Raw genomic sequence first — 15,176 nt, forward strand, 5'->3', positions numbered from 1 at the left:
ATGCAACGCTATTCCGGCTTCGGCCTGTTCAAACACTCGCTCAGCCACCACGAAAACTGGCAGCGCATGTGGCGCACGCCCACCCCGAAAAAAGTCTACGACGTGGTCATCGTCGGCGGCGGCGGGCACGGCCTGGCGACGGCCTACTATCTGGCCAAGGAGCACGGCATCACCAATGTCGCCGTGGTCGAAAAAGGCTGGCTGGGCGGCGGTAACACCGCGCGCAACACCACCATCGTGCGTTCCAACTACCTGTGGGACGAGTCGGCGCATTTGTACGAACACGCGATGAAATTGTGGGAAGGCCTGTCGCAGGATCTCAACTACAACGTGATGTTCTCCCAGCGTGGCGTCTACAACCTGTGCCACACCCTGCAGGACATCCGTGATTCGGAGCGTCGGGTCAGCGCCAACCGCCTCAACGGCGTCGACGGCGAATTGCTCGACGCCAAGCAGGTTGCGGACGAGATTCCGTACCTGGACTGCTCGAAAAACACCCGCTACCCGATCATGGGTGCGACCGTGCAGCGTCGCGGCGGCGTCGCCCGTCACGATGCCGTGGCGTGGGGCTTTGCTCGTGCCGCCGATGCCTTGGGCGTGGACTTGATCCAGCAGACCGAAGTGATCGGTTTCCGCAAGGAAAATGGCGTGTGCATCGGCGTCGAAACCAACAAGGGTTTCATCGGCGCCAAGCGCGTCGGCGTGGTGACGGCCGGTAATTCCGGACACATGGCCAAGCTTGCCGGTTTCCGCCTGCCGATCGAATCCCACCCGCTGCAAGCGCTGGTGTCCGAGCCGATCAAGCCGATTATCGACAGCGTGATCATGTCCAACGCCGTACACGGTTACATCAGCCAGTCCGACAAGGGCGACCTGGTGATCGGCGCCGGTATCGACGGCTACAACGGCTACGGCCAGCGTGGTTCGTACCCGGTGATCGAGCACACCATCCAGGCCATCGTCGAGATGTTCCCGGTGCTCTCGCGGGTACGCATGAACCGCCAGTGGGGCGGCATCGTCGACACCACCCCGGACGCTTGCCCGATCATTTCCAAGACGCCGGTACCGAACATGTTCTTCAACTGCGGTTGGGGCACCGGTGGCTTCAAGGCTACACCCGGCTCGGGCAACGTGTTTGCCGCGAGTCTGGCCAAGGGTGAAATGCATCCATTGGCTGCACCTTTCTCCATCGACCGTTTCCACAACGGTGCGTTGATCGATGAACACGGCGCTGCTGCGGTTGCCCACTAACAGGAGAAATCCCCATGTTGCATATCTTCTGTCCTCACTGCGGCGAACTGCGCTCTGAAGAGGAATTCCACGCATCCGGTCAGGCGCACATCCCGCGTCCGCTGGATCCGAACGCCTGCACCGATGAGGAGTGGGGCGACTACATGTTCTTTCGCGATAACCCGCGCGGTCTGCACCACGAGTTGTGGGACCACGTTGCCGGTTGCCGCCAGTACTTCAACGTCACTCGCGATACCGTGACCTACGAGATTCTCGAGAGCTACAAGATCGGCGAGAAGCCGCAATTCACCGACAAGGCTGGCACTGCGAAAACAGCCACGACGGCGCTGGGAGAGAAGGTATGAGCCAGACCAATCGCCTGTCCAACGGTGGACGGATCGACCGCAACAAAGTGCTGAGCTTCACCTTCAACGGCCAGACCTACAAAGGCTATGAAGGTGACTCGCTGGCCGCTGCCCTGATCGCCAACGGCGTCGACATCATCGGCCGCAGCTTCAAGTATTCGCGCCCTCGCGGCATCTTCGCCGCCGGTTCCGAAGAGCCGAACGCGGTGTTGCAGATCGGTGCCACCGAAGCCACGCAGATTCCCAACGTGCGTGCCACGCAACAGGCGTTGTATCAGGGCCTGGTCGCTACCAGCACCAATGGCTGGCCGAGCGTCAACAACGACATGATGGGGATTCTCGGCAAGGTCGGCGGCAAGCTGATGCCGCCGGGTTTCTACTACAAAACCTTCATGTACCCGCAATCGTTCTGGATGACTTACGAGAAGTACATCCGCAAGGCTGCCGGCCTCGGCCGTTCGCCGACCGAGAACGATCCGGACACCTACGACTACATGAACCAGCACTGCGACGTGCTGATCGTCGGTGCCGGCCCGGCCGGTCTCGCCGCAGCCCTGGCCGCTGCGCGCAGCGGTGCCCGCGTGATTCTGGCCGACGAGCAGGAAGAGTTCGGCGGCAGCCTGCTTGATTCCCGCGAAAGCCTCGACGGCAAACCGGCGATGGAATGGGTCGCCAGCGTCATCGCTGAATTGAAGAACACCCCGGACGTGCTGCTGTTGCCGCGCGCCACGGTCAACGGTTACCACGACCACAACTTCCTGACTATTCACGAACGCCTCACCGATCACCTCGGTGACCGCGCGCCGATCGGTCAGGTGCGTCAGCGCATCCACCGTGTCCGCGCCAAGCGCGTGGTGCTGGCGACCGGCGCCCACGAGCGTCCGCTGGTCTACGGCAACAACGACGTGCCGGGCAACATGCTCGCTGGCGCGGTGTCGACTTACGTACGTCGCTATGGCGTGGCGCCAGGCAAGAAGCTGGTGCTCTCGACCAACAACGATCACGCCTATCGTGTCGCTCTGGATTGGCTCGATGCCAGTCTGCAAGTGGTAGCGATCGCTGATGCACGCAGCAATCCGCGCGGTGCATTGGTCGAAGAAGCGCGCGCCAAAGGCATTCGCATCCTCACCGGCAGCGCGGTCATTGAAGTGCGTGGCAGCAAGCGAGTGACCGCTGCACGCGTCGCCGCGATTGACGTAAAGGCCCACGCCGTGAGCAGTCCGGGCGAATGGCTCGACTGCGACCTGGTGGCCAGCTCCGGCGGTTACAGCCCGGTGGTTCACCTGGCTTCGCACCTCGGTGGCAAACCAGTGTGGCGTGAAGACATTCTTGGTTTCGTACCGGGCGAAGCACCGCAGAAGCGCGTGTGCGTCGGTGGCATCAATGGCGTCTACGCGCTGGGCGATTCGCTGGCCGACGGTTTTGAAGGTGGCGTGCGCGCTGCTGCCGAGGCCGGTTTCCAGACCGTTGAAGGCGTGTTGCCGAAAGCCTTGAGCCGTCTCGAAGAGCCGACCCTGGCGCTGTTCCAGGTGCCGCACGAGAAGAGCTCGGCGCGTGCACCGAAGCAATTCGTCGACTTCCAGAACGATGTCACCGCCGGTGGCATCGAACTGGCGACCCGCGAAGGTTTCGAGTCGGTCGAGCACGTCAAACGCTATACCGCGCTGGGCTTCGGCACCGATCAGGGCAAGCTCGGCAACGTCAACGGTCTGGCCATTGCCGCCCGTTCGCTGAACGTCACCATCCCGCAGATGGGCACCACCATGTTCCGTCCGAACTACACGCCGGTGACCTTCGGCGCCGTGGCCGGTCGGCATTGCGGGCACATTTTCGAACCGGTGCGCTACACCGCGCTGCATGCCTGGCATGTGAAGAACGGCGCCGAGTTTGAAGACGTCGGTCAGTGGAAGCGTCCATGGTACTTCCCGAAAAACGGTGAAGACCTGCACGCGGCGGTCAAGCGCGAATGCAAAGCCGTGCGCGACAGCGTTGGCCTGCTCGATGCTTCGACCCTCGGCAAGATCGACATTCAAGGCCCGGATGCCCGCGAGTTCCTCAACCGCGTGTACACCAACGCCTGGACCAAGCTCGACGTGGGCAAGGCTCGCTACGGTCTGATGTGCAAGGAAGACGGCATGGTCTTCGACGACGGGGTGACCGCGTGTCTGGCCGACAACCATTTCGTCATGACCACCACCACCGGCGGCGCCGCGCGCGTACTGCAGTGGCTGGAGCTGTACCACCAGACCGAATGGCCGGACCTGAAGGTGTACTTCACGTCGGTCACCGACCACTGGGCGACCATGACCCTCTCCGGGCCGAACAGCCGCAAGCTGCTCAGCGCCGTGACCGACATCGATCTGAGCAACGAAGCGTTCCCGTTCATGACCTGGAAAGAAGGTCTGGTCGGCGATGTGCCGGCGCGGGTGTTCCGTATCTCGTTCACCGGTGAGCTGTCGTACGAAGTCAACGTGCAGGCCGATTATGCGATGGGCGTGCTGGAGAAAATCGTCGAGGCCGGCAAGCAGTACAACCTGACGCCGTACGGCACCGAAACCATGCACGTGCTGCGGGCGGAGAAGGGCTTCATCATCGTCGGCCAGGACACCGACGGCTCGATGACCCCGGACGACCTGAACATGGGCTGGTGTGTCGGTCGCACCAAACCGTTCTCGTGGATCGGCCAGCGCGGCATGAACCGCGAAGATTGCGTGAAAGACCAGCGCAAACAACTGGTGGGCCTCAAGCCGATCGATCCGACCAAGTGGCTGCCGGAAGGTGCGCAGCTGGTGTTCAACACCAAGCAGGCGATCCCGATGACCATGGTCGGCCACGTGACCTCCAGCTACGCGCACAACTCCCTCGGTTATTCGTTTGCCATGGGTGTGGTCAAGGGCGGTCTCAAGCGCATGGGCGAGCGGGTGTTCGCACCGCTGGCCGATGGCAGCGTGATCGAGGCGGAGATTGTTTCTTCGGTGTTCTTTGATCCGAAGGGTGATCGCCAGAACATCTGACAACCTCGGGAGCGGTGGGCGGGCGGCTATTCGCGAGCAGGCTCGCTCCCACATTCGATCGCGTTCCCCTGTGGGAGCGAGCCTGCTCGCGAAGGCGGCGGCACAGCTACCACAGGAACCAACAGAATTCAGAAGGTGCTTTATGACCACAGCCAATGTTTACCAGCAACGCCCGACCACCGGTGCCCGTGCCGAGTCGTCGCTGCACCATGCCGACCTCGCCAGCCTGGTCGGCAAGGGCCGCAAGAACGCCGGCGTGATCGTGCGTGAGAAAAAACTCCTCGGCCACCTGACCATTCGTGGCGATGGCCACGATGCAGCCTTCGCGGCCGGTGTGCACAAAGCGTTGGGCATTGAATTGCCCGGCGCCCTCAGCGTGATCGTCAAAGGCGAAACCAGCCTGCAATGGATGGGCCCGGACGAGTGGCTGCTGATCGTGCCAAGCGGCGAAGAATTCGCCGCCGAGCAGAAACTGCGCGAAGCGCTGGGTGATCTGCACATTGCCATTGTCAACGTCAGCGGCGGCCAGCAGATCCTCGAACTGAGCGGGCCGAACGTGCGCCAGGTGCTGATGAAGTCCACCAGCTATGACGTGCACCCGAACAACTTCCCGGTCGGTAAAGCGGTGGGCACGGTGTTCGCCAAGTCGCAGCTGATGATTCGCCATACCGCCGAAGACACTTGGGAATTGCTGATCCGTCGCAGCTTCTCGGATTACTGGTGGTTGTGGTTGCAGGATGCTTCGGCCGAGTACGGCCTCAGCGTCCAGGCCTGAAGATCAAAAGCCACCCCCTCACCCCAGCCCTCTCCCCCTGAGGGGGAGAGGGGGAAAGGGAGCAGATAGATGATCGTTCCCACGCTCCGCGTGGGAATGCATCCCGGGACGCTCCGCGTCCCAAGAGCGGACGCAGAGCGTCCATGGCGGCATTCCCACGCAGAGCGTAGGAACGATCAGAGGAAAAAATATGAGCCGCGCCCCAGACACATGGATTCTGACCGCCGACTGCCCCAGCGTCCTCGGCACGGTGGACGCGGTCACGCGTTTTCTGTTCGAGCAGGGCTGTTATGTCACCGAGCACCACTCATTCGATGACCGCCTCTCCGGGCGTTTCTTCATTCGCGTGGAATTCCGTCAGCCTGATGGTTTCGATGAGCAATCTTTCCGCGCAGGTTTGGCCGAGCGCGGAGCGGCGTTCGGCATGCTCTTCGAGCTGACCGCGCCGAACTACCGGCCGAAAGTGGTGATCATGGTGTCCAAGGCCGATCACTGCCTCAACGACTTGCTCTATCGCCAGCGCATCGGCCAGTTGTCTATGGACGTGGCCGCGGTGGTGTCCAACCATCCGGATCTCAAGCCGTTGGCCGACTGGCACCAGATTCCCTACTACCATTTCCCTCTCGACCCCAATGACAAACCGGCGCAGGAGCGTCAGGTCTGGCAGGTGATCGAAGAGGCCGGTGCCGAACTGGTGATCCTCGCCCGCTACATGCAGGTGCTATCGCCGGAGCTGTGCCGCAAGCTCGACGGCAAGGCGATCAACATTCATCACTCGCTGCTGCCGGGCTTCAAAGGCGCCAAGCCTTATCACCAGGCCTACAACAAAGGCGTGAAACTGGTGGGCGCGACGGCGCATTACATCAACAACGATCTCGATGAAGGGCCGATCATCGCCCAGGGCGTCGAGGCGGTGGATCACAGTCATTACCCCGAGGACCTGATTGCCAAGGGCCGGGATATCGAAGGCCTGACCTTGGCGCGGGCGGTCGGGTATCACATCGAAAGAAGGGTGTTCCTGAACGCCAACAGAACCGTCGTTCTCTAGATCGCCAAAAGATCGCAGCCTTCGGCAGCTCCTACAGGGGGATGCGATCCATGTAGGAGCTGCCGAAGGCTGCGATCTTTTGATTTACCGAGCACTCAACGCGCTGCCCAACCCGGGCAACGCGGTTCCATAAAAACAACAGCGAGGTGAAAGCATGTCTGGCAATCGTGGTGTGGTGTATCTCGGCGCTGGCAAGGTCGAAGTACAGAAAATCGACTATCCGAAAATGCAAGACCCGCGCGGTCGCAAGATCGAGCACGGGGTCATTCTCAAAGTGGTTTCCACCAACATCTGCGGTTCCGACCAGCACATGGTGCGCGGTCGGACCACGGCGCAGACCGGTCTGGTGCTGGGTCACGAAATCACCGGCGAGGTGATCGAAAAGGGCTCCGACGTCGAAAACCTGAAGATCGGCGATCTGGTCTCTGTTCCGTTCAACGTAGCTTGCGGGCGCTGCCGTTCCTGCAAAGAGCAACACACCGGCGTCTGCCTGACCGTCAACCCGGCCCGTGCCGGCGGCGCATACGGTTACGTCGACATGGGCGACTGGACCGGTGGCCAGGCTGAATACGTGCTGGTGCCGTACGCCGACTTCAACCTGCTGAAACTGCCGGATCGCGACAAGGCCATGGAGAAAATCCGCGACCTGACCTGCCTCTCCGACATCCTCCCGACCGGCTATCACGGCGCCGTCACTGCCGGCGTTGGCCCGGGGAGCTCCGTGTACATCGCTGGCGCCGGTCCGGTCGGTCTGGCCGCTGCCGCTTCCGCACGCTTGCTCGGTGCTGCGGTGGTGATCGTCGGCGACGTCAACACCATCCGCCTGGCCCACGCCAAGGCACAGGGCTTTGAGGTCGTCGACCTGTCCAAGGACACCCCGCTGCACGAACAGATCGCCGCGCTGCTGGGCGAGCCGGAAGTTGATTGCGCGGTGGACTGCGTCGGTTTCGAAGCCCGCGGCCACGGCCACGACGGCGTCAAGGCCGAAGCCCCGGCCACGGTGCTCAACTCACTGATGGGCGTGGTGCGCGTTGCCGGCAAGATCGGTATCCCTGGCCTGTACGTCACCGAAGATCCAGGTGCCGTCGACGCCGCCGCGAAAATGGGCAGCCTGAGCATCCGCTTTGGTCTGGGCTGGGCGAAATCCCACAGCTTCCACACCGGGCAGACGCCAGTGATGAAGTACAACCGCCAGTTGATGCAGGCGATCATGTGGGACCGCATCAACATCGCTGAAGTGGTGGGCGTGCAGGTCATCAGCCTCGATCAGGCGCCGGAAGGTTACGGCGAGTTCGATGCCGGCGTGCCGAAGAAGTTTGTGATTGATCCGCATAAGTTGTTCAGTGCGGCGTAAGTTCTACCCATGTAAAAAGGGCAGCCGATCGGGCTGCCCTTTTTCGTTCTGTGTTCGACCAGTTATTTAAAGGCGCATTTGCGGGCGTCACCATCCTTGGTTGCACACTCATCACCGTTCCAATTGCTACCGGTGGCTTGAACCGGAGTGTCGTTTCTGTAGCCAGCCGAGACGCCAAGGTCTGCCTCACCTTCGTATCGGCAGATGACAACCGAATTGGCAGTGTCTTTATCTTTAAGTCGGGCAGAAGTGAAGGTGACATCTTCGGCGCCTTGCGCATGAGTCACTGATATCGTTGGGCAGGTTGCAGCATAGGCAGTACTCATCATGGTCAGACCAAGCAGGGCGCCAGTGACAATTTTCAACTTCATCATTTCGTACTCCGTTACGTAATTGGAGTGGAGATATTCACTTGCATCGTTATGACTGCCAACTGTCAGATCTGACAGTTGGTTAGTTCTAATCGAAATAAATAGTTGGGTTTTCAGCTTGAAGTCGAATAGTGAAGTAGCTATTCAACGATTGAACAATTCATTTAGGTGAGTGCGTAGAGAATGGGATGCGTCGCCAGGAACATGCCGCCCGATCCCCGGTCAAACCGGCAGTTTCGTCGCCGTTGTCCGGCGGCTGCTTTTCCCCAAGAGGATGTCTGAATGAAGATTTCACGCGGTTTTGCCCTGGCATCGCTCCTGACTCTGGCCGCCGGGCCGGTGTTTGCCGGTTTCAGTCTGAACGACGTGGCCGGTGCGGTAGCGGGGATGCAGGGTGGTGACAAGGCGGCCGCTGCGGCGCCGACCTCGGAGACCGCTGGTTTGTTGAGTGCTCTGAGTGCGCTGGACGTCACGCCGGAGCAGGCCGTCGGCGGGACCAGTGCGATGCTCGGGCTGGCGAAGAATCAGTTGAGCAGCACCGACTATTCGCAACTGGCCAAGGAGGTGCCGGGCATCGACAAGCTGTCCGGTGGCAGCGGCAATCTGGCGGCGCTCGGGGCGTTGCTCGGTTCGTCCGGCAAGTCCGCTGGCCTTGAGAATGCGCTGGGTAATGTCAAAGACAGCAACGACCTGAACAACGCGTTCAGCGCGCTGGGCATGGACAGCGGCATGATCGGCCAGTTTGCCCCGGTGTTGCTGCAATACCTCGGTCAGCAGGGCGTCGGCGGTTCGCTGTTGAGCAGCCTGGGCAGCATCTGGGGTGTCGGCACCGGCACTTGAGTCAGCGGCGCTCGTTGCGCAGTTCGGCGATGCGCTGATCCTTTTCGGTCCAGAGCTGGTTGACCCAGTTCTGGACACGCTGGCGAAACGCGGGATCTTTCTCGTAATCGCCCTGCCACAGCGCCGGGTCGAGTTCGCGGGTCCTGATGTCGATGATCACTCGCGGCACGCTGCCGCTGATCAGGTCCCAGAAGCCCGGGATTTTTTCCTGCGGATACACCACCGTCACATCCAGCATTGCGTCGAGTTGTTCACCCATCGCCGCCAGCACGAACGCCACGCCGCCGGCCTTGGGTTTGAGCAAGTGGTTGAACGGTGATTCCTGCTGGGTGCTTTTCGCCAGGGTGTAGCGCGTGCCTTCCAGATAATTCACCACCGTCACCGGCTGGCGCTTGAACAGCTCGCACGCCGCTTTGGTGATTTCCAGATCCTTGCCCGCCAGCTCGGGGTTCTTTGCCAGAAAGGCTTTGGTGTAGCGCTTCATGAACGGGTAATCCAGCGCCCACCACGCCAAGCCCAGGAACGGCACCCAGATCAGCTCTTTCTTCAGGAAGAATTTGAAGAACGGCGTGCGCCGGTTGAGGGTCTGGATCAGTGCCGGAATGTCGACCCACGATTGATGGTTGCTGACCACCAGATAGGACGTGTCGCGGCGCAGATCGTCGCCGCCGCGAATGTCCCACTGCGTCGGGATGCACAGCCGGAAGATCAGCTTGTCGATCTCGGCCCAGGTCTCGGCAATCCACATCACCGCCCCCGACGCGTAATCCCGCCAGCGCCCGGGTGCGACCAGTTTGAGCAGGGCAAACACCATCAACGGCCCGATCAGGATCAGGGTGTTGAGCAACAGCAGCAGGGTGACGAAACAGCCGGTGAGCAGGCGGCGCATAAGCAACTCTATGAAGTGGCAGGGGCGAGCCATGATAAGCAGCTTCGCGCAGCAGGCCAAATCGGTGCTGACGAATGTTTCACTTCAGTCCCGTTAACCTGATCGTTCCCACGCTCTGCGTGGTAACGCCGCCCGGGACGCTCCGCGTCCCCTGTGACGCAGAGCGTCACTGGATGCATTCCCACGCAGAGCGTGGGAACGATCAACCGCGCGACGGTCTAAAATCCCGTTGCACAACCTCCCAAGGAAAACCCTTACGTGAAATCCCTCCTTGCTCTGTTTGCCCTCGTTGCGCTGCCGGTCATGGCCGCCGAGCCGACGCTGTACGGTCGCTACGAATACATCGCGCTGCCGGAAATCGGTGGCGAAGTGCTCAAGGCCAAGATGGACACCGGCGCGCTGACCGCCTCGCTGTCGGCCAAGGACATCGAGACCTTCACCCGTGATGGCGAAGACTGGGTGCGTTTCCGCCTCGCCACCAAGGACGCCAGCAACAAGGTCTTCGAACACAAGGTCGCGCGCATCAGCAAGATCAAAAGCCGTTCCGACGAGGACGATGAAGAGCGCGACAGCAGCGATGTCGCCAAGCGCCCGGTGGTCGATCTGGAGCTTTGCCTGGGCAACGTCAAGCGCACCGTCGAGGTCAACCTGACCGACCGCAGCCACTTCAACTATCCGCTGCTGATCGGCGCCAAGGCCTTGCGCGAGTTCGGCGCGGCGGTCAACCCGGCGCGGCGTTACACCGCCGACAAGCCTGACTGCTAAGTGGTCTGATTGACGTAACCCCGGGCTTGGGGCACCGTTCGCGCACTAACTGCCACGGGCTCGGACGCCATGCCGCACATCCTAATTGTCGAAGACGAAGCGGCGATTGCCGACACACTGATTTTTGCCTTGCAGGGCGAGGGGTTCAGCACCACGTGGCTGAACCTCGGCGCGGCGGCGTTGGAGCATCAGCGGCAAACCCCGGCCGACCTGATCATTCTCGATATCGGTTTGCCGGACATCAGTGGCTTCGAAACCTGCAAGCAATTGCGGCGCTTCACGGAAGTGCCGGTGCTGTTTCTCAGCGCCCGCGACGCCGAGATCGACCGCGTGGTGGGTCTGGAGATCGGTGCCGACGATTACGTGGTCAAGCCGTTCAGCCCGCGTGAAGTGGCGGCGCGGGTCAAAGCCATCCTCAAACGCATGGCGCCGCGCGCAACCCTGGAAGCAGGCTCAACGCTGTTTCGCATCGATGCCGAACGCGTGCAAATCAGCTATCGCGGCCAGCCGCTGAGCCTGACCCGCCATGAATTCCGGCTGCTGCAATGCCTGCTCGAACAACCCGAACGCGTGTTCAGTCGCGAGCAATTGCTCGATGCGCTGGGCGTTGCCGCTGATGCCGGTTACGAGCGCAGCATCGACAGCCACATCAAAAGCCTGCGCGCCAAGTTGCGCCTGGTGCGCGCCGAGGCCGAGCCGATCCAGACCCATCGCGGCCTCGGTTACAGCTATAGCCCGGGGCACAGCTGATGTCGCTGGGGCTGCGGATCTTTCTGGTGTACGTGCTGTTTGTCGGCCTGACCGGCTATTTCGTCCTCAACACGGTGATGGAGGAAATCCGCCCCGGCGTGCGCCAGTCCACCGAGGAGACGCTGGTCGACACCGCCAACCTGATGGCAGAAATCCTGCGCGACGATTTCAAGGCCGGCACCCTCAGCGAGAACCGCTGGCCGCAACTGCTCCGTGCCTATGGCGAGCGGCAGCCGCAAGCGACCATCTGGGGCTTGCCGAAGAACCAGGTCAACCACCGCATCTACGTCACCGACGCCAAGGGCATCGTCGTGCTCGACTCCAGCGGCGTCGCGGTCGGCCAGGATTATTCGCGCTGGAACGATGTTTACCTGACCCTGCGCGGCGAGTACGGCGCGCGCTCCAGCCGCAGCGATCCTGACGATCCGGGCTCTTCGGTGATGCACGTCGGCGCGCCGATCCGCGACAACGGCAAGATCATCGGCGTGGTCACCGTGGCCAAGCCCAACAGTTCGCTGCAACCCTATGTCGATCGCACCGAGCGGCGTTTGCTGTTTTACGGCGCCGGACTGATCGGCCTCGGTCTGCTGTTCGGCGCCTTGCTCTCATGGTGGCTGAGCCGTGCGCTGCACCGGTTGACCGGTTATGCCCAGGCGGTCAGCGAAGGCCGGCGCGTGGAAGTGCCGCACTATCGCGGCGGCGAACTGGAGCAACTGGCGACGGCGGTCGAGCAGATGCGCACGCAGCTCGAAGGCAAGGCCTACGTCGAGCGCTATGTGCACACCCTGACCCATGAATTGAAGAGTCCGCTGGCGGCGATTCGGGGCGCGGCGGAGTTGCTGCAAAGCGATATGCCGCCAGTCCAGCGTTTGCGCTTTGTCGGCAACATCGACAGCGAAAGCGCGCGGATGCAGCAGTTGATCGAGCGTTTGCTCAATCTTGCGCAGGTCGAACAACGCCAAGGGCTGGAAGAACGGGTGGCAGTGCCGCTGGCGGCGTTGGTCGCTGAACTGCTCAAGGCGCAGGCCGCGCGGATCGAGGGCAAACAACTGCGTGTCGAGCAAGCGATCGGCGAGGATTCGCTGCTGATTGGCGAGCCGTTTCTGCTGCGTCAGGCGTTGGGCAATCTGCTGGAAAACGCGGTTGATTTCACTCCTGCGTCGGGCCTGTTGCGTTTGAGTGCCGAGCGGGTTGGCGAGCAGCTCGAGTTTCGCCTGTTCAACCAGACCACACCAATTCCCGATTACGCCTTGCCACGCCTGACCGAACGTTTCTACTCGTTGCCGCGCCCGGACAGCGGACGCAAGAGCACCGGGCTGGGGCTGAACTTCGTTGAAGAAGTGGTCAAGTTGCATGGCGGGGTGATGCGCATTGGCAATGTCGAGGGCGGGGTTGAGGTGGTATTGCGCTTGCCTTGAAACCGAGTCGCGGCCTTCGCGAGCAGGCTCGCTCCCACAGGGGAATGCATTCTCCACACAATCTCCATATTCCCCCCACATTCCCTCCACACCGCATCACCAGACTCTTCCCATCCAAACAGGGAGAGTCCCATGAACAAGAATCTGACCATCAAGCTCGGCGCGATCGCCTTGCTGATCCTGCTGTTGCTGATCCCCTTGCTGATGATCGACGGCATCATCGACGAACGTCAGCAACTGCGCGACGGCGTGCTCGAAGACATCGCGCGCAGTTCCAGTTACAGCCAGCAACTGACCGGGCCGGTGATGGTGGTGCCGTATCGCAAGGTTGTGCGCACCTGGAAGACTAACGAAAAAACCAACAAGCGCTACGAGGACATCAGCGAGACGCGCGGGCGTCTGTACTTTCTGCCGGAGCGTTTCGAGCTCGACGGCCAGGTGCAGACCGAATTGCGCAAACGCGGCATTTACGAGGCGCGACTGTTCCATGCCGACAACCGTATCGATGGGCATTTTTCCCTGCCGGCGCAGCTGGGCATCAAAGAGAACTTTGCCGATTACCAATTCGACGCGCCGTTCCTCGCCGTGGGCATCAGCGACATTCGCGGCATAGAAAACGCGCTGAAACTCGAGCTCGCCGGCCAGCAACTGGACTTCGTGCCCGGCAGCGAAGTGGCCTGGATCGGCGAGGGCGTACACGTGACCCTGCCGGCGCTCGACGCCAGCAAAGCCACGCAACTGACCTTCGGTTTCGACCTGCGCCTGCAAGGCACCGGCTCGCTGCGTGTGGTGCCGGTGGGCAAGACCAGCAGTGTCAGCCTCGCCGCCAACTGGCCGCACCCCAGCTTCGTCGGCAACTTCCTGCCGGCCAAGCGCGAGATCAACGATCAGGGTTTCAGCGCCGACTGGCAGACCTCGTTTTTCTCCACCAACCTGCAAGAGGCAATGGAGCGCTGCGTCGCTGGCGACTGTGATGCACTCAACGGGCGCAGCTTCGGCGTGAGCTTCATCGATCCGGTGGATCAGTACCTGAAGAGCGACCGGGCGATCAAATACGCGCTGCTGTTCATCGTCCTGACCTTCGCCGGTTTCTTCCTCTTCGAAGTGCTCAAGAGCCTGGCGGTGCACCCGGTGCAATATGCCTTGGTCGGTGTCGCGCTGGCGTTCTTTTACCTGCTGCTGTTGTCGCTGTCGGAACACATCGGTTTTGCGCTGGCGTATCTGTTGTCGGCGAGTGGCTGCGTGTTGTTGATCGGTTTCTATGTCAGCCACGTTCTGCGCAGCGCGCGGCATGGCTTAAGTTTTTCGGCGGGGCTGGCGGCGCTGTATGGCCTGCTCTACGGATTGCTCAGCGCCGAGGATTACGCGCTGCTGATGGGCTCGCTGATGCTGTTCGGTCTGCTCGGGGTGTTCATGGTGCTGACCCGCAAACTGGACTGGTACGGGATTGGTTTGAAGCCGGCCAGGCCGCTGGAGTTTGATGTGGAGGCGATGCAATGAGCGGGTTGAGGGCTGAGCGCAGGGAAGTGGCGGTTCTGCTGACGCTGATTGTTGCAGCGCTGCCGCCAGAACCGAGGTGGTGCCATCGCTGGCAAGCCAGCTCCCACAGGATATATGCCGACACACAGGTCAGCGGTCTGTCCCGATTCAATGTGGGAGCTGGCTTGCCAGCGATGGGGGCAGATCAGGCGCCGCAGAATCAGGGCTTGGGCATTGTCGCCACCATGGACGGTCGCTGACTCACCTCGAAATACCAGTTGGCCAGTTGCGGATTGGCTGCACGCCAGTCCATGTCCGGGAAGCGCAGATCCAGATAGCCCAAAGCGCAGGCCACACTGATCGCCGCGACGTCGAAATGGCTGGTCAGCTCGGCAATCGCTTCGCTCTCCAGCACGGCGAGGGCGCGGCGGATCTTGTCGCGCTGAGCGTCGAGCCATTCGTCCCAGTGTTTTTCCACCGGGCGCAGCACGGTTTCATAACGCACCATCACCGAGGCATCCATGATCCCGTCAGCCATCGACGCCAGGGTCAGGCGCCGCCAGCGCGCCGCACCTTCACGGGGGATCAGCGGATTGCCGACGTGCTGCTGATCGAGGTATTCGAGGATGACGCGGCTGTCATGGATGACATTGCCATCGGCCAGACGCAGGGCGGGGATTTTGCTCAACGGGTTGTCGGCGATCAGCTCCGGGTTCGGGCTGACCGGGCTGAGCACACAGTCCTGCAGCGCGACACGATCCTGCTGACCGGTTTCGTGCAGCAGCACCATGACCTTGCGGACGAAGGGCGACAGAGTGTTGTGGTACAGGGTCATGCTGGGGGCGGACATGGCAAGGTCTCGATCAGGACAATGATCG

At 61.6% G+C, this 15,176-nt stretch carries 14 protein-coding genes; 11 read left to right on the forward strand and 3 right to left on the reverse strand.

Going from position 1 to position 15,176, the window contains the following annotated elements; translation table 11 throughout:
• The 6 genes from AC0IXA_RS21490 (at position 1) to fdhA (ending at position 7,786) form a co-directional block, all read left to right on the forward strand.
• Complete coding sequence (locus AC0IXA_RS21490) at positions 1 to 1,251, forward strand: sarcosine oxidase subunit beta (protein WP_016772829.1); 1,251 nt, start codon at positions 1 to 3, stop codon at positions 1,249 to 1,251.
• Between the two features lie 14 nt (positions 1,252 to 1,265).
• The gene (locus AC0IXA_RS21495; RefSeq protein WP_016772830.1) at positions 1,266 to 1,595 is read left to right on the forward strand and encodes a sarcosine oxidase subunit delta; all 330 of its coding nucleotides are present in this window, start codon (positions 1,266 to 1,268) and stop codon (positions 1,593 to 1,595) included.
• A complete protein-coding gene (locus AC0IXA_RS21500; protein WP_471814474.1) occupies positions 1,592 to 4,609 on the forward strand; it encodes a sarcosine oxidase subunit alpha in 3,018 nt (1,005 codons plus the stop codon). Before AC0IXA_RS21495 ends, AC0IXA_RS21500 begins: the two co-directional genes overlap by 4 nt.
• Positions 4,610 to 4,751: 142 nt before the next feature.
• Positions 4,752 to 5,384, forward strand: coding sequence for a sarcosine oxidase subunit gamma (locus AC0IXA_RS21505; protein ID WP_016772832.1), 633 nt, complete (start codon positions 4,752 to 4,754; stop codon positions 5,382 to 5,384).
• A gap of 190 nt (positions 5,385 to 5,574) precedes the next feature.
• Positions 5,575 to 6,432 (forward strand): formyltetrahydrofolate deformylase, encoded by an 858-nt coding sequence (gene purU, locus AC0IXA_RS21510; protein ID WP_137214254.1) that lies wholly within the window; start codon positions 5,575 to 5,577, stop codon positions 6,430 to 6,432.
• 154 nt (positions 6,433 to 6,586) lie between these two features.
• Entirely contained in the window at positions 6,587 to 7,786 is a 1,200-nt protein-coding gene (fdhA, locus tag AC0IXA_RS21515; RefSeq protein WP_016772834.1) for a formaldehyde dehydrogenase, glutathione-independent, read from the forward strand.
• Positions 7,787 to 7,848: 62 nt separating this feature from the next.
• On the opposite strand, the gene AC0IXA_RS21520 is transcribed toward fdhA, so the two are convergent.
• Positions 7,849 to 8,160 carry a hypothetical protein gene (locus AC0IXA_RS21520; protein ID WP_341638063.1) on the reverse strand — a complete coding sequence of 104 codons (312 nt, stop codon included), beginning with the start codon at positions 8,158 to 8,160 and terminating at the stop codon, positions 7,849 to 7,851.
• Between the two features lie 279 nt (positions 8,161 to 8,439).
• Between AC0IXA_RS21520 and AC0IXA_RS21525 the strand changes: the two genes are divergently transcribed.
• Positions 8,440 to 8,997, forward strand: a complete 558-nt coding sequence (locus AC0IXA_RS21525) for a DUF2780 domain-containing protein (protein ID WP_041476745.1) — start codon at positions 8,440 to 8,442, stop codon at positions 8,995 to 8,997.
• Between the two features lies 1 nt (position 8,998).
• Here the strand turns inward: AC0IXA_RS21525 and AC0IXA_RS21530 are convergent, their stop codons facing one another.
• A complete protein-coding gene (locus AC0IXA_RS21530) occupies positions 8,999 to 9,886 on the reverse strand; it encodes an acyltransferase (protein WP_341638062.1) in 888 nt (295 codons plus the stop codon).
• 258 nt (positions 9,887 to 10,144) lie between these two features.
• Here AC0IXA_RS21530 and rloA2 point away from each other — a divergent pair, with 258 nt between their 5' ends.
• The 4 genes from rloA2 (at position 10,145) to creD (ending at position 14,319) form a co-directional block, all read left to right on the forward strand.
• On the forward strand, positions 10,145 to 10,651 hold the full coding sequence (gene rloA2, locus AC0IXA_RS21535; RefSeq protein WP_016772839.1) for a retropepsin-like aspartic peptidase RloA2: 507 nt from the start codon (positions 10,145 to 10,147) through the stop codon (positions 10,649 to 10,651).
• Positions 10,652 to 10,720: 69 nt separating this feature from the next.
• Positions 10,721 to 11,401 (forward strand): two-component system response regulator CreB, encoded by a 681-nt coding sequence (creB, locus tag AC0IXA_RS21540; protein ID WP_024014583.1) that lies wholly within the window; start codon positions 10,721 to 10,723, stop codon positions 11,399 to 11,401.
• The gene (gene creC, locus AC0IXA_RS21545; protein ID WP_471814475.1) at positions 11,401 to 12,819 is read left to right on the forward strand and encodes a two-component system sensor histidine kinase CreC; all 1,419 of its coding nucleotides are present in this window, start codon (positions 11,401 to 11,403) and stop codon (positions 12,817 to 12,819) included. Before creB ends, creC begins: the two co-directional genes overlap by 1 nt.
• Before the next feature lie 132 nt (positions 12,820 to 12,951).
• A complete protein-coding gene (creD, locus tag AC0IXA_RS21550) occupies positions 12,952 to 14,319 on the forward strand; it encodes a cell envelope integrity protein CreD (RefSeq protein WP_471814476.1) in 1,368 nt (455 codons plus the stop codon).
• Positions 14,320 to 14,518: 199 nt separating this feature from the next.
• Here creD and AC0IXA_RS21555 read toward each other — a convergent pair whose 3' ends face one another.
• Complete coding sequence (locus AC0IXA_RS21555; RefSeq protein ID WP_051600799.1) at positions 14,519 to 15,148, reverse strand: glutathione S-transferase; 630 nt, start codon at positions 15,146 to 15,148, stop codon at positions 14,519 to 14,521.
• Between the last annotated feature and the right edge of the window lie 28 nt (positions 15,149 to 15,176).

It is taken from the genome of Pseudomonas sp. AC083 (assembly GCF_979253165.1).

Coding starts and splice junctions, on each gene's coding strand:
- AC0IXA_RS21555 (WP_051600799.1), bottom strand. CDS start 15,148: ATGTCCGCCCCCAGCATGACCCTGTACCACAACACTCTGTCGCCCTTC.
- AC0IXA_RS21490 (WP_016772829.1), top strand. CDS start 1: ATGCAACGCTATTCCGGCTTCGGCCTGTTCAAACACTCGCTCAGCCAC.
- AC0IXA_RS21505 (WP_016772832.1), top strand. CDS start 4,752: ATGACCACAGCCAATGTTTACCAGCAACGCCCGACCACCGGTGCCCGT.
- purU (WP_137214254.1), top strand. CDS start 5,575: ATGAGCCGCGCCCCAGACACATGGATTCTGACCGCCGACTGCCCCAGC.
- creD (WP_471814476.1), top strand. CDS start 12,952: ATGAACAAGAATCTGACCATCAAGCTCGGCGCGATCGCCTTGCTGATC.
- AC0IXA_RS21520 (WP_341638063.1), bottom strand. CDS start 8,160: ATGATGAAGTTGAAAATTGTCACTGGCGCCCTGCTTGGTCTGACCATG.
- creB (WP_024014583.1), top strand. CDS start 10,721: ATGCCGCACATCCTAATTGTCGAAGACGAAGCGGCGATTGCCGACACA.
- AC0IXA_RS21500 (WP_471814474.1), top strand. CDS start 1,592: ATGAGCCAGACCAATCGCCTGTCCAACGGTGGACGGATCGACCGCAAC.
- AC0IXA_RS21530 (WP_341638062.1), bottom strand. CDS start 9,886: ATGCGCCGCCTGCTCACCGGCTGTTTCGTCACCCTGCTGCTGTTGCTC.
- fdhA (WP_016772834.1), top strand. CDS start 6,587: ATGTCTGGCAATCGTGGTGTGGTGTATCTCGGCGCTGGCAAGGTCGAA.
- creC (WP_471814475.1), top strand. CDS start 11,401: ATGTCGCTGGGGCTGCGGATCTTTCTGGTGTACGTGCTGTTTGTCGGC.
- AC0IXA_RS21525 (WP_041476745.1), top strand. CDS start 8,440: ATGAAGATTTCACGCGGTTTTGCCCTGGCATCGCTCCTGACTCTGGCC.
- AC0IXA_RS21495 (WP_016772830.1), top strand. CDS start 1,266: ATGTTGCATATCTTCTGTCCTCACTGCGGCGAACTGCGCTCTGAAGAG.